This window comes from Pseudomonas sp. LBUM1646, from assembly GCF_059716165.1.
Genome location: NZ_CP166810.1, coordinates 5,208,258 through 5,223,870, shown reverse-complemented (window position 1 = coordinate 5,223,870; position 15,613 = coordinate 5,208,258). Strand labels below are relative to the sequence as shown.

The 15,613-nt window shown below is 59.7% G+C and carries 9 protein-coding genes; 8 read left to right on the top strand and 1 reads right to left on the bottom strand.

The window, feature by feature from the left end; genetic code table 11:
• Window positions 1-161: 161 nt before the first annotated feature.
• The 7 genes from acs to ACA071_RS23735 all read left to right on the top strand — a co-directional run bounded on the left by acs (window position 162) and on the right by ACA071_RS23735 (window position 8,869).
• Complete coding sequence (gene acs / locus ACA071_RS23765; RefSeq protein WP_497641369.1) at window positions 162-2,117, top strand: acetate--CoA ligase; 1,956 nt, start codon at window positions 162-164, stop codon at window positions 2,115-2,117.
• A gap of 1,502 nt (window positions 2,118-3,619) precedes the next feature.
• Window positions 3,620-4,393: an ABC transporter substrate-binding protein gene (locus tag ACA071_RS23760; protein ID WP_162438695.1), complete on the top strand. Its 774-nt coding sequence runs from the start codon at window positions 3,620-3,622 to the stop codon at window positions 4,391-4,393.
• Between the two features lie 91 nt (window positions 4,394-4,484).
• Window positions 4,485-5,174 (top strand): ABC transporter permease, encoded by a 690-nt coding sequence (locus ACA071_RS23755; protein ID WP_123407311.1) that lies wholly within the window; start codon window positions 4,485-4,487, stop codon window positions 5,172-5,174.
• The gene (locus ACA071_RS23750) at window positions 5,171-5,869 is read left to right on the top strand and encodes an ABC transporter permease (RefSeq protein WP_123407314.1); all 699 of its coding nucleotides are present in this window, start codon (window positions 5,171-5,173) and stop codon (window positions 5,867-5,869) included. The genes ACA071_RS23755 and ACA071_RS23750 overlap by 4 nt, the downstream gene beginning before the upstream one ends.
• A gap of 1 nt (window position 5,870) precedes the next feature.
• Window positions 5,871-6,983 (top strand): M14 family metallopeptidase, encoded by a 1,113-nt coding sequence (locus ACA071_RS23745; protein ID WP_497641368.1) that lies wholly within the window; start codon window positions 5,871-5,873, stop codon window positions 6,981-6,983.
• Between the two features lie 27 nt (window positions 6,984-7,010).
• Entirely contained in the window at window positions 7,011-7,775 is a 765-nt protein-coding gene (locus ACA071_RS23740) for an ABC transporter ATP-binding protein (RefSeq protein ID WP_497641367.1), read from the top strand.
• A gap of 113 nt (window positions 7,776-7,888) precedes the next feature.
• Window positions 7,889-8,869: a GlxA family transcriptional regulator gene (locus ACA071_RS23735; RefSeq protein WP_010457247.1), complete on the top strand. Its 981-nt coding sequence runs from the start codon at window positions 7,889-7,891 to the stop codon at window positions 8,867-8,869.
• A gap of 7 nt (window positions 8,870-8,876) precedes the next feature.
• Here ACA071_RS23735 and ACA071_RS23730 read toward each other — a convergent pair whose 3' ends face one another.
• Window positions 8,877-13,955, bottom strand: coding sequence for a dermonecrotic toxin domain-containing protein (locus ACA071_RS23730; protein ID WP_497641366.1), 5,079 nt, complete (start codon window positions 13,953-13,955; stop codon window positions 8,877-8,879).
• Window positions 13,956-14,234: 279 nt separating this feature from the next.
• Between ACA071_RS23730 and ACA071_RS23725 the strand changes: the two genes are divergently transcribed.
• Window positions 14,235-15,455: an aspartate aminotransferase family protein gene (locus tag ACA071_RS23725; RefSeq protein WP_497641365.1), complete on the top strand. Its 1,221-nt coding sequence runs from the start codon at window positions 14,235-14,237 to the stop codon at window positions 15,453-15,455.
• Window positions 15,456-15,613 lie beyond the last annotated feature (158 nt).

The window sequence follows — 15,613 nt, the reverse complement described above, 5'->3', positions numbered from 1 at the left end:
CGAGGGATGGGAAGTCGCGGATGGCTTGGGTTTGAGCGCTCGGAGGGAGGAACCACGACATTTTGTAGGGGCTTGTTACTACCATCGTCGAATGGTTCTATAGGCCCGGCCCGGCTACAACAGAGCCATACAAAAACAACTATTCCACCGAGGTAAGAAAGATGAGTGCGGCTTCTTTGTATCCCGTTCGTCCCGAGGTAGCAGCCAATACGCTGACTGACGAGGCCACCTATAAGGCCATGTACCAGCAGTCGGTCGTCAATCCGGACGGCTTCTGGCGCGAACAGGCCAAGCGCCTCGACTGGATCAAGCCTTTCACCACGGTGAAACAGACCTCCTTCGACGATCACCATGTCGACATCAAGTGGTTCGCCGACGGCACCCTGAACGTTTCCTACAACTGCCTCGACCGTCATCTGGCCGAGCGCGGCGATCAAATCGCGATTATCTGGGAAGGGGATGACCCTGCCGAGAGCCGCAACATCACCTACCGCGAGCTGCACGAGCAAGTCTGCAAGTTCGCCAACGCCTTGCGCGGCCAGGATGTGCATCGCGGTGACGTGGTGACTATCTATATGCCGATGATCCCCGAAGCCGTGGTCGCCATGCTGGCCTGCACCCGGATCGGCGCGATTCACTCGGTGGTGTTCGGTGGCTTCTCGCCGGAAGCCCTGGCTGGCCGCATCATCGACTGCAAATCCAAAGTGGTGATCACGGCCGACGAAGGTGTTCGTGCCGGCAAGAAGGTCCCGCTCAAGACCAACGTCGATGACGCGCTGACCAACCCTGAGACCAGCAGCATCCAGAAAGTTATCGTGTGCAAGCGCACCGGTGGCGACATCAAGTGGAACCAGCATCGCGACATCTGGTACGAAGACCTGATGAAAGTGGCGGGCAGTGTTTGCGCGCCGAAAGAGATGGGCGCTGAAGAAGCGCTGTTCATCCTTTATACCTCCGGCTCCACCGGCAAGCCGAAGGGCGTGCAGCACACCACCGGCGGTTACTTGCTGTATGCGGCAATGACCCATGAGCGCGTGTTCGATTACCGTCCGGGTGAAGTCTACTGGTGCACCGCCGACGTCGGCTGGGTCACCGGCCACAGCTATATCGTCTACGGTCCATTGGCTAACGGCGCGACCACGCTGCTGTTCGAAGGCGTGCCGAACTATCCGGATATCACCCGGGTGGCGAAGATCATCGACAAGCACAAGGTCAACATCCTCTACACCGCACCGACCGCGATCCGCGCAATGATGGCGTCGGGCCAAGCCGCTGTTGAGGGTGCCGATGGCAGCAGTTTGCGCCTGCTCGGTTCTGTGGGAGAGCCGATCAACCCGGAAGCGTGGGACTGGTATTACAAGAATGTGGGCAAGTCCCGTTGCCCGATCGTCGATACCTGGTGGCAGACCGAAACCGGCGGCAACATGATGAGCCCGCTGCCGGGCGCTCACGCCCTCAAGCCAGGTTCTGCGGCGCGTCCGTTCTTCGGTGTGGTGCCGGCGTTGGTGGACAACCTGGGCAACATCATCGAAGGCGTTGCCGAGGGCAACCTGGTGATTCTCGATTCGTGGCCAGGCCAGGCGCGCACGCTGTATGGCGACCATGACCGTTTCGTCGACACCTACTTCAAGACCTTCCGTGGCATGTACTTCACCGGTGACGGCGCGCGACGTGACGAAGACGGTTACTACTGGATCACCGGTCGTGTGGATGACGTGCTTAACGTTTCCGGCCACCGCATGGGTACGGCTGAGATTGAAAGTGCGATGGTTGCCCACCCGAAAGTCGCCGAAGCGGCGGTGGTCGGTGTGCCGCACGACATCAAGGGGCAGGGCATTTATGTGTATGTCACCCTTAAAAATGGTGAAGAGCCGAGCGAGCAATTGCGTCTGGAGCTGAAAAACTGGGTGCGTAAAGAGATCGGGCCGATTGCTTCGCCGGATGTCATCCAGTGGGCGCCGGGGCTGCCGAAAACCCGTTCGGGCAAGATCATGCGCCGGATCCTGCGCAAGATTGCGACCGCCGAATACGATGGGTTGGGGGATATCTCCACCCTGGCGGATCCGGGTGTGGTGCAGCATTTGATTGATACGCATAAGACAATGAACGTCGCGTAAGCAGCGTTCAGCGACATTGAAGCCCTGCCAGGTGTTGCGCCTGGCGGGGCTTTTTCATGCCCGCTCGTTCCCACGCTCCGTGCCGATCGTCCCCACGCTCCGCGCCGATCGTTCCCACGCTCCGCGTGGGAATGCATCCCGTGACGCTCTGCGTCACAGCGTCAACGGCGGACGCGGAGCGTCCATGGCGGCATTCCCACGCAGAGCGTGGGAACGATCAACGGGTGAGCCGAATATGAAGCCCTGCCAGGTGTGGCGCCTGGCGGGGCTTTTTCGTACCCGCTCGTCCCCACGCTCCGCGCCGATCGTTCCCACGCTCCGCGTGGGAATGCATCCCGTGACGCTCTGCGTCACAGCGTCAACGGCGGACGCGGAGCGTCCATGGCGGCATTCCCACGCAGAGCGTGGGAACGATCAACGGGTGAGCCGAATATGAAGCCCTGCCAGGTGTTGTGCCTGGCGGGGCTTTTTCATGCCCGCTCGTCCCCACGCTCCGCGCCGATCGTTCCCACGCTCCGCGTGGGAATGCATCCCGTGACGCTCTGCGTCACAGCGTCAACGGCGGACGCGGAGCGTCCATGGCGGCATTCCCACGCCGAGCATAGGAACGATCAACGGGTGAGCCGAATATGAAGCCCTGCCAGGTGTTGTGCCTGGCGGGGCTTTTTCGTACCCGCTCGTCCCCACGCTCCGCGCCGATCGTCCCCACGCTCCGCGTGGGAATGCATCCCGTGACGCTCTGCGTCACAGCGTCAACGGCGGACGCGGAGCGTCCATGGCGGCATTCCCACGCAGAGCGTGGGAACGATCAACGGGTGAGCCGAATATGAAGCCCTGCCAGCTGTGGCGCCTGGCGGGGCTTTTTCATGCCCGCTCGTTCCCACGCTCCGCGCCGATCGTTCCCACGCTCCGCGTGGGAATGCATCCCGTGACGCTCTGCGTCACAGCGTCAACGGCGGACGCGGAGCGTCCATGGCGGCATTCCCACGCAGAGCGTGGGAACGATCAACGGGTGAGCCGAATAATTATCGGCATCACTTGTAGGCCATTTCCCACTGTTACCCGCTTTCAGGAAAGTAACTGAATGTGTAACCGTCCCCACCAATCCGGGGCATTGGGAAACGCAAAGCCCCATTCCCGGGCCTCTAAACCGCCCATGAAAAATAAGACACCACGCTGCGCTTGCCGGATTAGAAGGGTTTGCCAATAATAGGCCCGCAATTTGCAGCATAGATCGGTTCACAATCTTTTGCTCTTGCATGAATTTGCAAGGCTGTCAACGTGCCTAAGCGGCTTTCTCAGTGCATCTGTAATTAGTTGTCGCATTGAAGAAATATCGGCTTCCGGCCTGTCGTTAGAATGCCGATCACTCGCTCGTCGTTGCTCGCGTTGAAATCAGCGCGGGTTTCCCAGGACGCAGCACTGCTTTTCCGTTTAACCCATTCGCATATTGGGCTGTCGCTCACTCTGCCGTTTTTGCCCTTTACCGATGGAGTCCCAAGATGAAGAAACTTGTGCTGCTTGGCGCCCTGGCACTGTCCGTGCTGTCCCTGCCGACCTTCGCCGATGAAAAGCCTCTGAAGATCGGTATCGAAGCGGCGTACCCTCCGTTCGCCTCCAAAGCACCGGACGGCAGCATCGTTGGTTTCGACTACGACATCGGCAACGCCCTGTGCGAACAGATGCAGGTCAAGTGCGTCTGGGTCGAGCAAGAGTTCGACGGTCTGATCCCGGCACTCAAAGTGCGCAAGATCGACGCGATCCTGTCGTCCATGTCGATCACTGAAGACCGCAAGAAGTCTGTGGACTTTACCAACAAGTACTACAACACCCCGGCGCGCCTGGTCATGAAGGCCGGCACTCAAGTCAGCGAAGGCCTGACCGAGTTGAAGGGCAAGAACATCGGCGTACAGCGTGGTTCGATCCACGAGCGTTTCGCCCGCGAAGTCCTGGCCCCGTTGGGTGCCGAGATCAAGCCTTACGGTTCGCAGAACGAAATCTACCTCGACGTGGCCGCTGGCCGCCTCGACGGCACCGTGGCAGACGCTACGCTGCTGGATGACGGTTTCCTGAAAACCGACGCCGGCAAAGGTTTTGCCTTCGTTGGCCCGGCCTTCACCGACGTCAAATACTTCGGCGACGGTGTAGGTATCGCGGTTCGCAAGGGTGACGCGCTGAAAGACAAGATCAACACCGCGATCACTGCCATTCGCGAGAACGGCAAGTACAAGCAAATCCAGGACAAGTACTTCGCCTTCGATATCTACGGCAAGTAATACGTCCGAGCGACAAGTCCGAAATGGCGCAAGCAACAGGATCTCTGAGGTTTGCGCCATTTTTTCATCCCAACTTTCGAGGACCTGAATCATGTTGAAAGGCTACGGGGCTGTCATCCTCGATGGCGCATGGCTGACGCTTCAGCTCGCCTTGTCGTCCATGGTCCTGGCCATTGTTCTGGGCCTGATCGGCGTTTCGCTGCGTCTGTCCCCGATCCGCTGGCTGGCCTGGCTGGGCGACCTGTATTCCACGGTGATTCGCGGGATTCCCGACCTGGTGCTGATCCTGCTGATTTTCTACGGTGGTCAGGACCTGCTCAACCGCGTCGCACCGATGCTCGGCTTCGACGACTACATCGACCTGAACCCATTGGCCGCCGGTATCGGCACCCTGGGCTTCATCTTCGGTGCGTACCTGTCGGAAACCTTCCGTGGCGCCTTCATGGCGATCCCTAAAGGTCAGGCCGAAGCCGGCATGGCTTACGGCATGAGCAGTTTCCAGGTGTTCTTCCGGGTATTGGTGCCGCAGATGATTCGCCTGGCGATTCCGGGTTTCACCAACAACTGGCTGGTATTGACCAAGGCCACCGCGCTGATTTCGGTGGTGGGTCTGCAAGACATGATGTTCAAGGCCAAGCAGGCGGCCGATGCCACCCGCGAACCTTTCACCTTCTTCCTCGCAGTGGCGGCGATGTACCTGGTGATCACCAGTGTCTCGTTGCTGGCATTGCGTCACCTTGAGAAGCGCTACTCGGTAGGCGTAAGGGCGGCTGATCTATGATCTTCGACTACAACGTCATTTGGGAGGCCCTGCCGCTGTACTTCGGCGGCCTGGTGACCACCCTCAAATTGCTCGCGCTGTCGCTGTTTTTCGGTCTGCTGGCGGCCTTGCCGCTGGGGCTGATGCGCGTTTCCAAGAACTCGGTCGTCAACATGAGTGCCTGGCTGTTCACCTATGTGATCCGCGGCACGCCGATGCTGGTGCAGCTGTTCTTGATCTACTACGGGCTGGCGCAATTCGAAGCGGTGCGGGAAAGCTTCATGTGGCCGTGGCTGTCCAGCGCCACGTTCTGTGCGTGCCTGGCCTTCGCGATCAACACCAGCGCCTACACCGCCGAAATCATCGCCGGCAGCCTGCGTGCGACGCCGAACGGCGAGATCGAAGCGGCCAAGGCCATGGGCATGTCCCGCTACAAGATGTACAAGCGCATCCTGCTGCCGTCGGCCCTGCGTCGGGCGCTGCCGCAGTACAGCAACGAAGTGATCATGATGCTGCAGACCACCAGTCTGGCGTCCATCGTGACCCTGATCGACATCACCGGCGCCGCGCGTACGGTCAACGCCCAGTTCTACTTGCCGTTCGAGGCCTACATCACGGCGGGTGTGTTTTACCTGTGCCTGACCTTCATTCTGGTGAAGCTGTTCAAACTGGCCGAGCGCCGCTGGCTGGGCTACATGGCCCCGCGGAAGCACTGATATGGAACGCATCGATCACTCATTGCCGTGGAGCCACTTGGGCAGCGAACGCCAGATTTCGGTGTTCCGCTTCGGCACTGGCGAGCGCAAGGCCTATATTCAGGCCAGCCTGCATGCCGATGAATTGCCGGGGATGCGCACCGCTTGGGAGCTGAAAAAGCGCCTGACCGAACTCGAAGCCCAAGGCTTGCTCAACGGCGTGATTGAACTGGTGCCGGTGGCGAATCCGCTGGGCCTCGGTCAACTGCTGCAAGGCAACCATCAAGGGCGTTTCGAGGCGGGCAGCGGCAAGAATTTCAACCGGGATTTCGTCGAGCTCAGCGCGCCAGTGGCCGCCGCAGTGGACGGGCATCTGGGGGATGATCCTCACGCCAATATCCGCTTGATCCGCCAAGCCATGAGCGATGCCCTGGCCGCATTGCCTCCCCCCGCGAGCCAGTTGCAAGGCATGCAGCGCATCTTGCTCAACCACGCCTGCACCGCCGACGTGGTGCTGGATTTGCATTGCGATGCCGAAGCCGCGCTGCACATGTACGCCTTGCCGCAACACTGGCCGCAATGGCGTTCGCTGGCTGCGCACCTGGACGTGAAAGTGGGTCTGCTGGCGGAAGATTCCGGCGGCAGCTCGTTTGACGAAGCCTGCTCGTTGTCGTGGCTGCGCCTGTCGCGCCTGTTTCCGGAGGCGCAGATTCCACTGGCGTGCCTGGCGACGACGATCGAGCTGGGCGGTCAGGCCGACACCGGGCGCCCGCAAGCTGAATCCCACGCCGAAGGCATTCTGGCGTTCCTCGCCGAGCAAGGTTTGATCAGCGGCGAATGGCCGAAACCTGCGCAAGAGGCCTGTGAAGGCGTGCCGTTCGAAGGCACCGAATTGCTGTTCGCGCCGCACCCCGGTGTGGTGAGTTTCCTGCGTAAACCCGGTGAATGGATTGAAGCCGGCGATGAGATTTTCGAAGTGATCGATCCGTTGGCGGATCGGGTCAGCACGGTGTGTGCTGGTACGTCCGGGGTGCTGTTTGCCATTGAACGGCTACGTTATGCCCAACCCGGTTTCTGGCTGGCCAAGGTGGCGGGGCGCGAAGCGCTGCGTCACGGGCGCTTGCTCAACGACTGACTGACTGTTTTTGTGAGAACCGACCGCATGTACAAACTTGAAGTCCAAGACCTGCATAAACGCTATGGCAGTCACGAAGTGCTCAAGGGCGTGTCCCTGAAAGCGGCGGCTGGCGATGTGATCAGCATCATCGGCTCCAGTGGCTCCGGCAAAAGTACCTTCCTGCGCTGCATCAACCTGCTTGAGCAGCCGCACGCGGGCAAGATCCTGCTCAACAACGAAGAGCTGAAACTGGTTTCGAACAAGGACGGCGCGCTGAAGGCCGCCGACCCGAAACAGCTGCAGCGCATGCGTTCGCGCCTGTCGATGGTGTTCCAGCATTTCAACCTGTGGTCGCACATGACCGCGATGGAAAACATCATGGAAGCGCCGGTCCACGTGCTCGGCATGACCAAGGCTGAAGCCCGTGAAAAGGCTGAGCACTACCTGAACAAGGTCGGCGTGGCCCATCGTAAAGACGCTTACCCGGGCCACATGTCCGGCGGCGAACAACAGCGTGTGGCGATTGCCCGTGCGCTGGCGATGGAACCTGAGGTAATGCTGTTCGACGAACCCACCTCGGCCCTCGACCCGGAACTGGTCGGCGACGTGCTGAAAGTCATGCAGGCCCTGGCGCTGGAAGGCCGGACCATGGTGGTGGTCACCCACGAAATGGGCTTCGCCCGCGAAGTGTCGAACCAACTGGTGTTCCTGCACAAAGGTATCGTCGAAGAGAGCGGCAACCCGCGTGAGGTCCTGGTCAATCCACAGTCCGAACGTTTGCAGCAATTCCTCTCGGGTAGCCTGAAGTAATCGCTCCCGTTACGCACCAAATTAGGTCATGCTGCGCACCGCGCGCCAGATGGTCTAATTTGGTTGCAGCCGCCTTCGGCCTTTAACACTGTTTTAGTTTCGGATTGCCCGCCATGACTGCCCATCGAATTGGTTTCCTGATTTGGCCCAGCACTAAAGCTCTGACGCTTGCGCTGGCTGAGGAGGCCTTGCGTGTTGCTCAGCGTGTGCATCCGGACGTTGTCTACGAACTGTCATTCTTGCAGGCCGAACCGCCGACCGAAGGCGCCTGGCAATTGCCCGGTGAACCGTGGGCCGGCAAGCTCGAAAATTTCCAGAAACTGTTTTTGCTCGCCGATGAGCCACCGACCACTCTGGCGCCGGCCCTCAGCAGTTCGCTTAAACAACTGGTGCGTGCCGGTTGTGTGATCGGCGGTTTGTCCGCCGGTGTTTACCCGTTGGCGCAACTCGGTTTGCTCGACGGTTATCGCGCTGCCGTGCATTGGCGCTGGCAGGACGATTTCGCCGAACGTTTCCCGAAAGTCATCGCCACCAGCCATCTGTTCGACTGGGATCGTGATCGCCTGACCGCGTGCGGCGGACTGTCGGTGCTCGACCTGCTGCTGGCGGTACTGGCCCGTGACCACGGCGCCGAACTGGCAGGCGCGGTGTCGGAAGAACTGGTAGTCGAGCGCATCCGCGAAGGCGGCGAACGCCAGCGCATCCCCCTGCAAAACCGCCTCGGCTCCAGCCATCCAAAGCTCACCCAAGCGGTGCTGCTGATGGAAGCCAACATCGAAGAGCCGCTGACCACCGACGAAATCGCCCAGCACGTGTGCGTGTCCCGTCGGCAGTTGGAGCGGATCTTCAAGCAATACCTCAACCGTGTGCCGAGCCAGTACTACCTGGAACTGCGCCTGAACAAGGCCCGGCAGATGTTGATGCAAACCAGCAAGTCGATCATCCAGATCGGCCTGTCGTGTGGCTTCTCGTCGGGGCCGCATTTCTCCAGTGCCTACCGCAATTTCTTCGGCGCCACGCCGCGGGAAGATCGCAACCAGCGGCGCAGCAGCAGCCCGTTCGAATTGTCGTCGGTGCCTTCAGAGCGCGGTTGATGTGCGGTTACTGCTCTGTCTCTGACTCGTCTGAGTCGGAGACCTCCATCTCAGCGGTGTTAATAATTGCCTCAACGCCAAAATCGGTGCCGTTTTGCCTGAAGTAAGCGTGCAACAGTTGCAGGCTTCGCTCAGAAAACGGATTGCCACGCAGGGTGATGCTCTCGCCGATTTCCATGGGCAGTTCGAGGATGTCGCTGGGTAGTTCGCGAATCGCATTATTGTTCAGGCTGGCGATATCCAGCGCTTTCAAGTTCAGCAGCCCCGGCGGTAGCTCGGTAATGTGCGTGCTACTGAGGATGAGCGTGGACAGGTCCGGCATCTGACTGACATCAGGTGTCAGCAGTAGCGGGTTATCACTCAGGTCCAGAAAGTCCATGTGTTCCATGCCGGCCAGCGCCGCCACCGTGTCGGCAGTCAGGCTGATGCGGCAGTTAGGCAGCACCAATGCCACCAGTTCACCCATGCTGAATACCGACTGCGGGATATTGCCCAGGCGGTAGTGGCGAATGGTCAGCCCCTTGAGTTTGGGGAAGCACTTCAGGAATCCATCGGAAACCGATGTCAGTTCGCCGTAACTGTGCAGGTACAGGTGGGACACGTGACTGAAGTCAGCGCTTAGGGTGGGCAGCTCGCCAGTGACTATCAATGACAGACCGAGCTCATAAGAAGGCTCAAGGGTTTCGTTAAAGTCATCCAGCTCGGTTTCACGGCGCCAGCCCTGTTCAACGATCCGTTTAAATTCGTCCCGAGTGTTGTGCTCGACCAGCAGTTGCTGCGCGCTGAAGGGCTCGCCGCTGAGCGGATGCACGGGGGGAATGTTGCCAGTCCACGCCGCGAGGGCGGTGCTCAGTGTTGCGTACTCTGTCTCCAGTCGTGTGAGTTCGGCTCGCCCGGCCTCCAGTGTCCCGGGCAGGTTGTACACAAATCCGCTGGCCTGTTCGCGATCCAGGCGCGGGTAAAGGGCGACAACCCGCTCGATATCGGACTGTATGGCATAGACGCCCAGGTCTTCACGGGTCTGCTGGAAGTAAGCTTTCACGCGATTTTGTGTGCTGACGGACAAGGGGTTATTACCGAAATCGAAACCCTTGCCTTGGCTCGGCGGCATCTCGAACAGTTCGGCTGGAAGCTCCGACAGTTGGTTGTCGGCGAAGATAGCTGTTTTCAGCTGTGGGCGACTCAGCAGGCCCGGGGGAAGGCTGGAGATACCGGTCTCGCCCAGGTCGATGTAGTCCAGCTGGTTCATGGTCTCGATACTGAATACCTGCCCCAGAGGATTTTTGTACAACTCCAGCGTACGCATCTGACTCAAGGACGAAAGCGTTACCTGGGCTTCGGCGGTCAGCCTGATCCCACAATTACTCAGGATCAGTTGATCAAGATTCGATAATGAGGGCAGAACGTCGGGCAGTGTGGACAGGGGAATATTGCGCACTTCCATGCGACGCACACCGGTGAAGTGGCGCAGGAACTCATGGGTGCCGCGTGTCGCCTCGTTGCCTTCGAGGGTCAGGTAGGCAATGTGGCTGAAGTCCGCTTGAATAATCGGCAGCTCGCCAGTGATCGGCCGGGTGAACCTGAACATGTAGCCGCGCTCGCCGGCATCCAGATCGCCGTCATTCAGCGCGGTCTGGCGCCGCCAGCAGCGTTGCAGTTCATCGGCGAGCAGTGCCCGGTTGCGTCTGGAGGCGGTGAGTTGGCGAGGGCTGAGCCTGGCGCCGGTTTCGGGGTGATAGGGCGGAGTGGCGGCACACCAGATCCGCAGGCTGTTGGCCAGTTGGGCGTATTCGTTGTTCAGCCTTGAGAGCTCGATACGCGCGCCCGAAGGATGACGTTGCAATGCCAGGGTAAACCGTTCCACCTCTTCGGGGGTGAAGGTGGGATAGAGGTTCCGGACCCGGTCTTGCAATGACGGGGCGCCGTGGTGGTGGCGAGGATAATCCGTCCCGCCGGGCAGGCGCATGACGTTCGGATCGTAGTGAGGTTTGCGAAGCGGGTGAAGCGAGAGAACTTTTTGCAGTTCCTCGTGGCCCAGAGTGTGTTCGCTGATCAACTGTTTCAGCGCCAAGCCTTGCCCGGTCTGTAGGTTCATCCCGTGGCGTTCACTGTCGGGCAATGCGCGCAGCAGTGCATCGTAGAGGTCTTCAGTTCCGGACAGTTCCTCGCCGAGTTCGTCGTAGGCCTGGTAATCCCCATCGACGAGCTGGACCAGCACTTTGTGCTCGGATGCGTCGGGTTTGCCAATCCTGTCGACGGTTTCTCCGTTGAATGAAAAACGGTTGACGTCAATGCGAACCTTGCCCGACCAGCCAGGCACGCGCGGCAGCGAATGCAGAGCGAGTCGGTCGGTATCCGGGTTGTTCTGCGACGACAGCACCAGGCCTTCACGGGCGCGGGCGGCGCGTACATGGTGTTGAGCCCAGCGCGCCAGTTCTTGGAGTCTTGGGGCGATCGCGCCTTGTTCCAGCCGTTGCAGTTCGCTGCCGCTGGCCGTGTTCAGCAGTTCTTCGGCGACACTGCTTGGCAAGCCTGAAACGCTGTCCATCAGGCGCAGGGTCTGCGGGTCTGCTTCACGTTCCAGCGCTTGGTAACGTGAGTCAAACAATGAGCTGCGTTGAGTTCGTGCGATCTGCGCAAGGCTTGATCTCAGGCGATTGGCGCGTACGTCGATGGCCAGCGCCGGCGTGCCGAACGCTTCATCGAACAGTACTTTTATTTCCTCCTGACTCAGGCCTTGCAGCGCTGTTTTCAGCACGTCGGTGCTGCTGGCCGGGATGTCATAAACGCGTACGCCGTGGGTCAGGCCGTTTGCGCTTTGCCACGTCATGTTGCCTTCGCTGTCGATCAGTCGCAGCGCATTGTTTTCCGGCCACGGGAAGTGTTCGGTGAGCAGTTGCAGTTGGGTCGGCCGATCCGCCGTCTGCCAAATCTGTGAATGCTCACTGCCGATTCGTTCGATAAAAGTCTGGATGTCCTTGTCGATCTTGAAGCGTTTGAGGGTGTCGGCAACGAGAGGCGGTACAGAAGCGTTGTCGACATGCATCCGGCGTAAGGCGTTTTCATGATGGCCGCTGATCTTCAGTACTTGCTCGAGTTCGCGGCTGGAGAGCGAATCGGTCAGATGCCCCAAGCGTTGCAAGACCGTGTCACCGTCCCAGGTCAGTGGTTTTTCGAGCTCGGTGTGCCAGGCGCCGTTGCTGTTGTGTTCCAGCAGCGGTTTGTAAGCGTCGGTGCGCGTCGGATGTTCAATTTGAAATTGATTGATCTCTGGGTCATGGGTAACGGCGTAGTGTTTGTTCTCCAGTGGCAGGATGTTTTTCTGCCCGTGGGAGTGCAGGCCCAGGTCGTTGGGCTTGTCGTCGGGCGCCAGGGTGATGTTTTGTTCATAGGGTGTCAGGTCGCCGTTCCAGTAACGGGTTTGACCGCTGCCTGTCTTCACGGGGGTAAAGCGATCAATAAAATCGACCCATTCTGTTGGCAGTACCTTGCGAAACTCCCCGGCGACGATGCTGCCACCTGCTGCGAAAGCACCCAGCTGGACCAGTGATTCGAGCACACCCATGGTGTGTTCGAAGGCTTGCCGAGTGAGCCCTTCGGCCCAATCGACAATACCTTCGAAGGTTTCGTCGAGCAGTTGATAGACCATGTAAGCCATCATCATTTCCCCGAGGAAGGGCACAAACGGCAGCACCACGAACGAGGCGATCTGCACAAGCGTGGAGGCGATGTTGCTGAACGAGTCCCACAATTCCCAGCGAGCCTTTCGGTCGGCGCTGGCGGTGGAGACGGCCAAGGTACGGGCGTCGTTGAGGATTTTGTTGAGTTTGCTGTCGTGCAGGTGCTGCCACAGATCGGAGGTGATCACCCGGGTGGCGAACTGCAGGTTGCTGTGCGGGGCGACTGTTTCGCGCCACGAGGGTAGCGGGTCGCCGGCGGTGTGCGGGTGCCAGGTGGTTTGTGTCAGCCGGTTGTTGAGGTTGCTGAAGAAATAGCCGCGATCCTGATGGGCGACGAATTGGCTGAAGAAGTGTTGATAGTTGTTCGAACGCAGTTTTTGACTGAGATCCACCATGAAGTGGGCGCTGGACGGGTACTCCTTGATCGGATGCTCGGGATCGTCGGGAATGTAAGCCACTACCCGTACCGCGCTGCGATTGTGTTCCAGGTCCGGGGCAAACAGCAGGATGCCGGTCAGTCGGGCGGCCATCATCGTCAAGTCATGACAGAGCAAGGGTTTGCCGTCGAGCAGCATGCCTTGCACGCCATTCACCAGGCCGAGAATGGACAGGTAGGCATCGTCTTTGAGGATGTCCTTCTGGGTGATCGCCAGTTCCAGCGCCATTCGCAGGGCGGCTTGGTGGCTGTCCTTGATCTGCGGTCGGAGTGCCCCATCGACAAGCGGATTGTTCACCCCGAGGTTGTCTTTGAGCCAGGCCTCGTATTGTTGGCCGATATCCAGTTCACGACACAAGCGGGTAAACGCTGCAATGGTCAGGTGGTCCTTGATGTGTCCGAGGGTTTCGAATTGACCGGCGGCTGTCGGCTGGGTGATGAAGATTGAGTCAGATTCATAGGCATCTTCTTCAGTTTCCGAGAATTCGAAGTTGTGCAGGGCCGCGTCGAGCAGCGAAACCGTCCAGCTGCGAGCGGCGCCTGACTTGATCGCAAACCAGGGGATGGATGCGGGAATGTACAGGCGCAAGAACGTGGTGTTTACGTCCAGATCCAGGCCGTACTGCTTTTTCAAGGCCTCACGCAACAAGGGCTCGCCAAAGGTGCGAGCACTTTTGAGGTGCTCCAGGCGTTGGTCGACCTGGTTCTGCGCTGTCCAGTACGCGGCATTCAACCGTTTTAGAACGCTATGTTGGCCTGTCGAGGCGTTGCGGAACTCGTCCCGCAGGTGTGGCCGGACGTTGCCCAGGGCGGCGCGTCTTTGGGGCGACGCCTTGATCAGCCATTGGGGCAGGGCGGTTGCCAGGTGCTCGTAATGGCTGTCGGAGTGTTGCGGCCAAATCGGCGCAGGCGTCGCAATCTGTGAGGCAATCAATGGATCCACGGGTTCGTCCTTAAACATGTCGAGCATGCAAGGAGACCCGAAATAAAAATGTGGGTGCGGTACATAGTTACCGCACATCCACCAACGGCCTGAAATCTAATGTCGCACGCGCTGCCGCTAATCTTGCGCATCGGTTTAAACTGCGCCTTTGCGACGGTATATGTCGCATTGCCGTAAACCCGGCTGAAACCGGGGTTTGCGCTATAAGAAGTTGTCGCTTGGCGGCAAGGCCGGGCTGAAAACTGTCCTTACAATCCCCTCATCGCTCGCCAGTTTCAGGCGGGTGTTCCTCTTCAGGAGACTCCGATGTCCGTTGAGCACGCTGCGGTACAACGCGCCGATTTCGACCAGGTAATGGTTCCCAACTACGCGCCTGCCGCATTCATCCCTGTGCGTGGTGCCGGTTCCCGCGTTTGGGACCAGTCTGGCCGCGAGCTGATCGACTTCGCCGGGGGGATTGCCGTTAACGTATTGGGCCATGCGCACCCGGCGCTGGTCAGTGCTTTGACCGAGCAGGCGAACAAGCTGTGGCACGTGTCCAACGTGTTCACCAATGAGCCGGCCCTGCGCCTGGCCCATAAGCTGATCGACGCCACTTTTGCCGAGCGCGTGTTCTTCTGCAACTCCGGCGCCGAAGCCAACGAGGCCGCTTTCAAGCTGGCCCGTCGCGTCGCTTTCGATCGTTTCGGGACCGAGAAGTACGAAATCATCGCCGCGCTGAACAGCTTCCACGGCCGTACCCTGTTCACCGTGAACGTCGGTGGCCAGTCGAAATACTCCGACGGCTTCGGTCCGAAAATCACCGGCATCACCCACGTTCCTTACAACGATCTGGCGGCTCTTAAAGCCGCCGTTTCCGACAAGACCTGCGCCGTGGTGCTGGAACCGATCCAGGGCGAGGGCGGCGTAATGCCGGCCGAATTGGCTTACCTGCAAGGCGCCCGCGAACTGTGCACCGAGCACAACGCACTGCTGGTGTTCGACGAAGTGCAAACCGGCATGGGCCGCAGCGGCAAGCTGTTCGCCTACCAGCATTACGGCGTGACTCCGGACATCCTGACCAGCGCCAAGAGCCTGGGCGGCGGTTTCCCGATCGCGGCGATGCTGACCACCGAAGACCTGGCCAAACACCTGGTTGTCGGCACTCACGGCACCACTTACGGCGGCAACCCGCTGGCGTGCGCTGTCGCTGAAGCCGTGATCGACGTGATCAACACCCCTGAAGTGCTGGCCGGCGTCAACGCCAAGCACGACAAGTTCAAGGCTCGCCTGGAACAGATCGGCGAGAAATACGGCCTGTTCACTCAGGTGCGTGGCCTGGGTCTGTTGATCGGTTGCGTGCTGAGCGATGCCTGGAAAGGCAAGGCCAAGGACATCTTCAACGCCGCCGAGCGTGAAGGCCTGATGATCCTGCAAGCCGGCCCGGACGTGATTCGTTTCGCGCCAAGCCTGGTGGTTGAAGACGCTGATATCGATGCCGGCCTGGATCGTTTCGAGCGCGCTGCGGCGAAACTGACGCAAGCCTGATCGACCCTTCGACGCCTGACTGTTCAGGCGTCGAACCCAATTTTTATGCCGGACCCGCTCTTCTGTAGCAGCGAAGCTTGCTCGCGAAGGGGTGTCAGTCACCGTGATGTCGACTGACACCCCTTCGCGAGCAAGCTTCGATCCTACAAGGGTTCGGT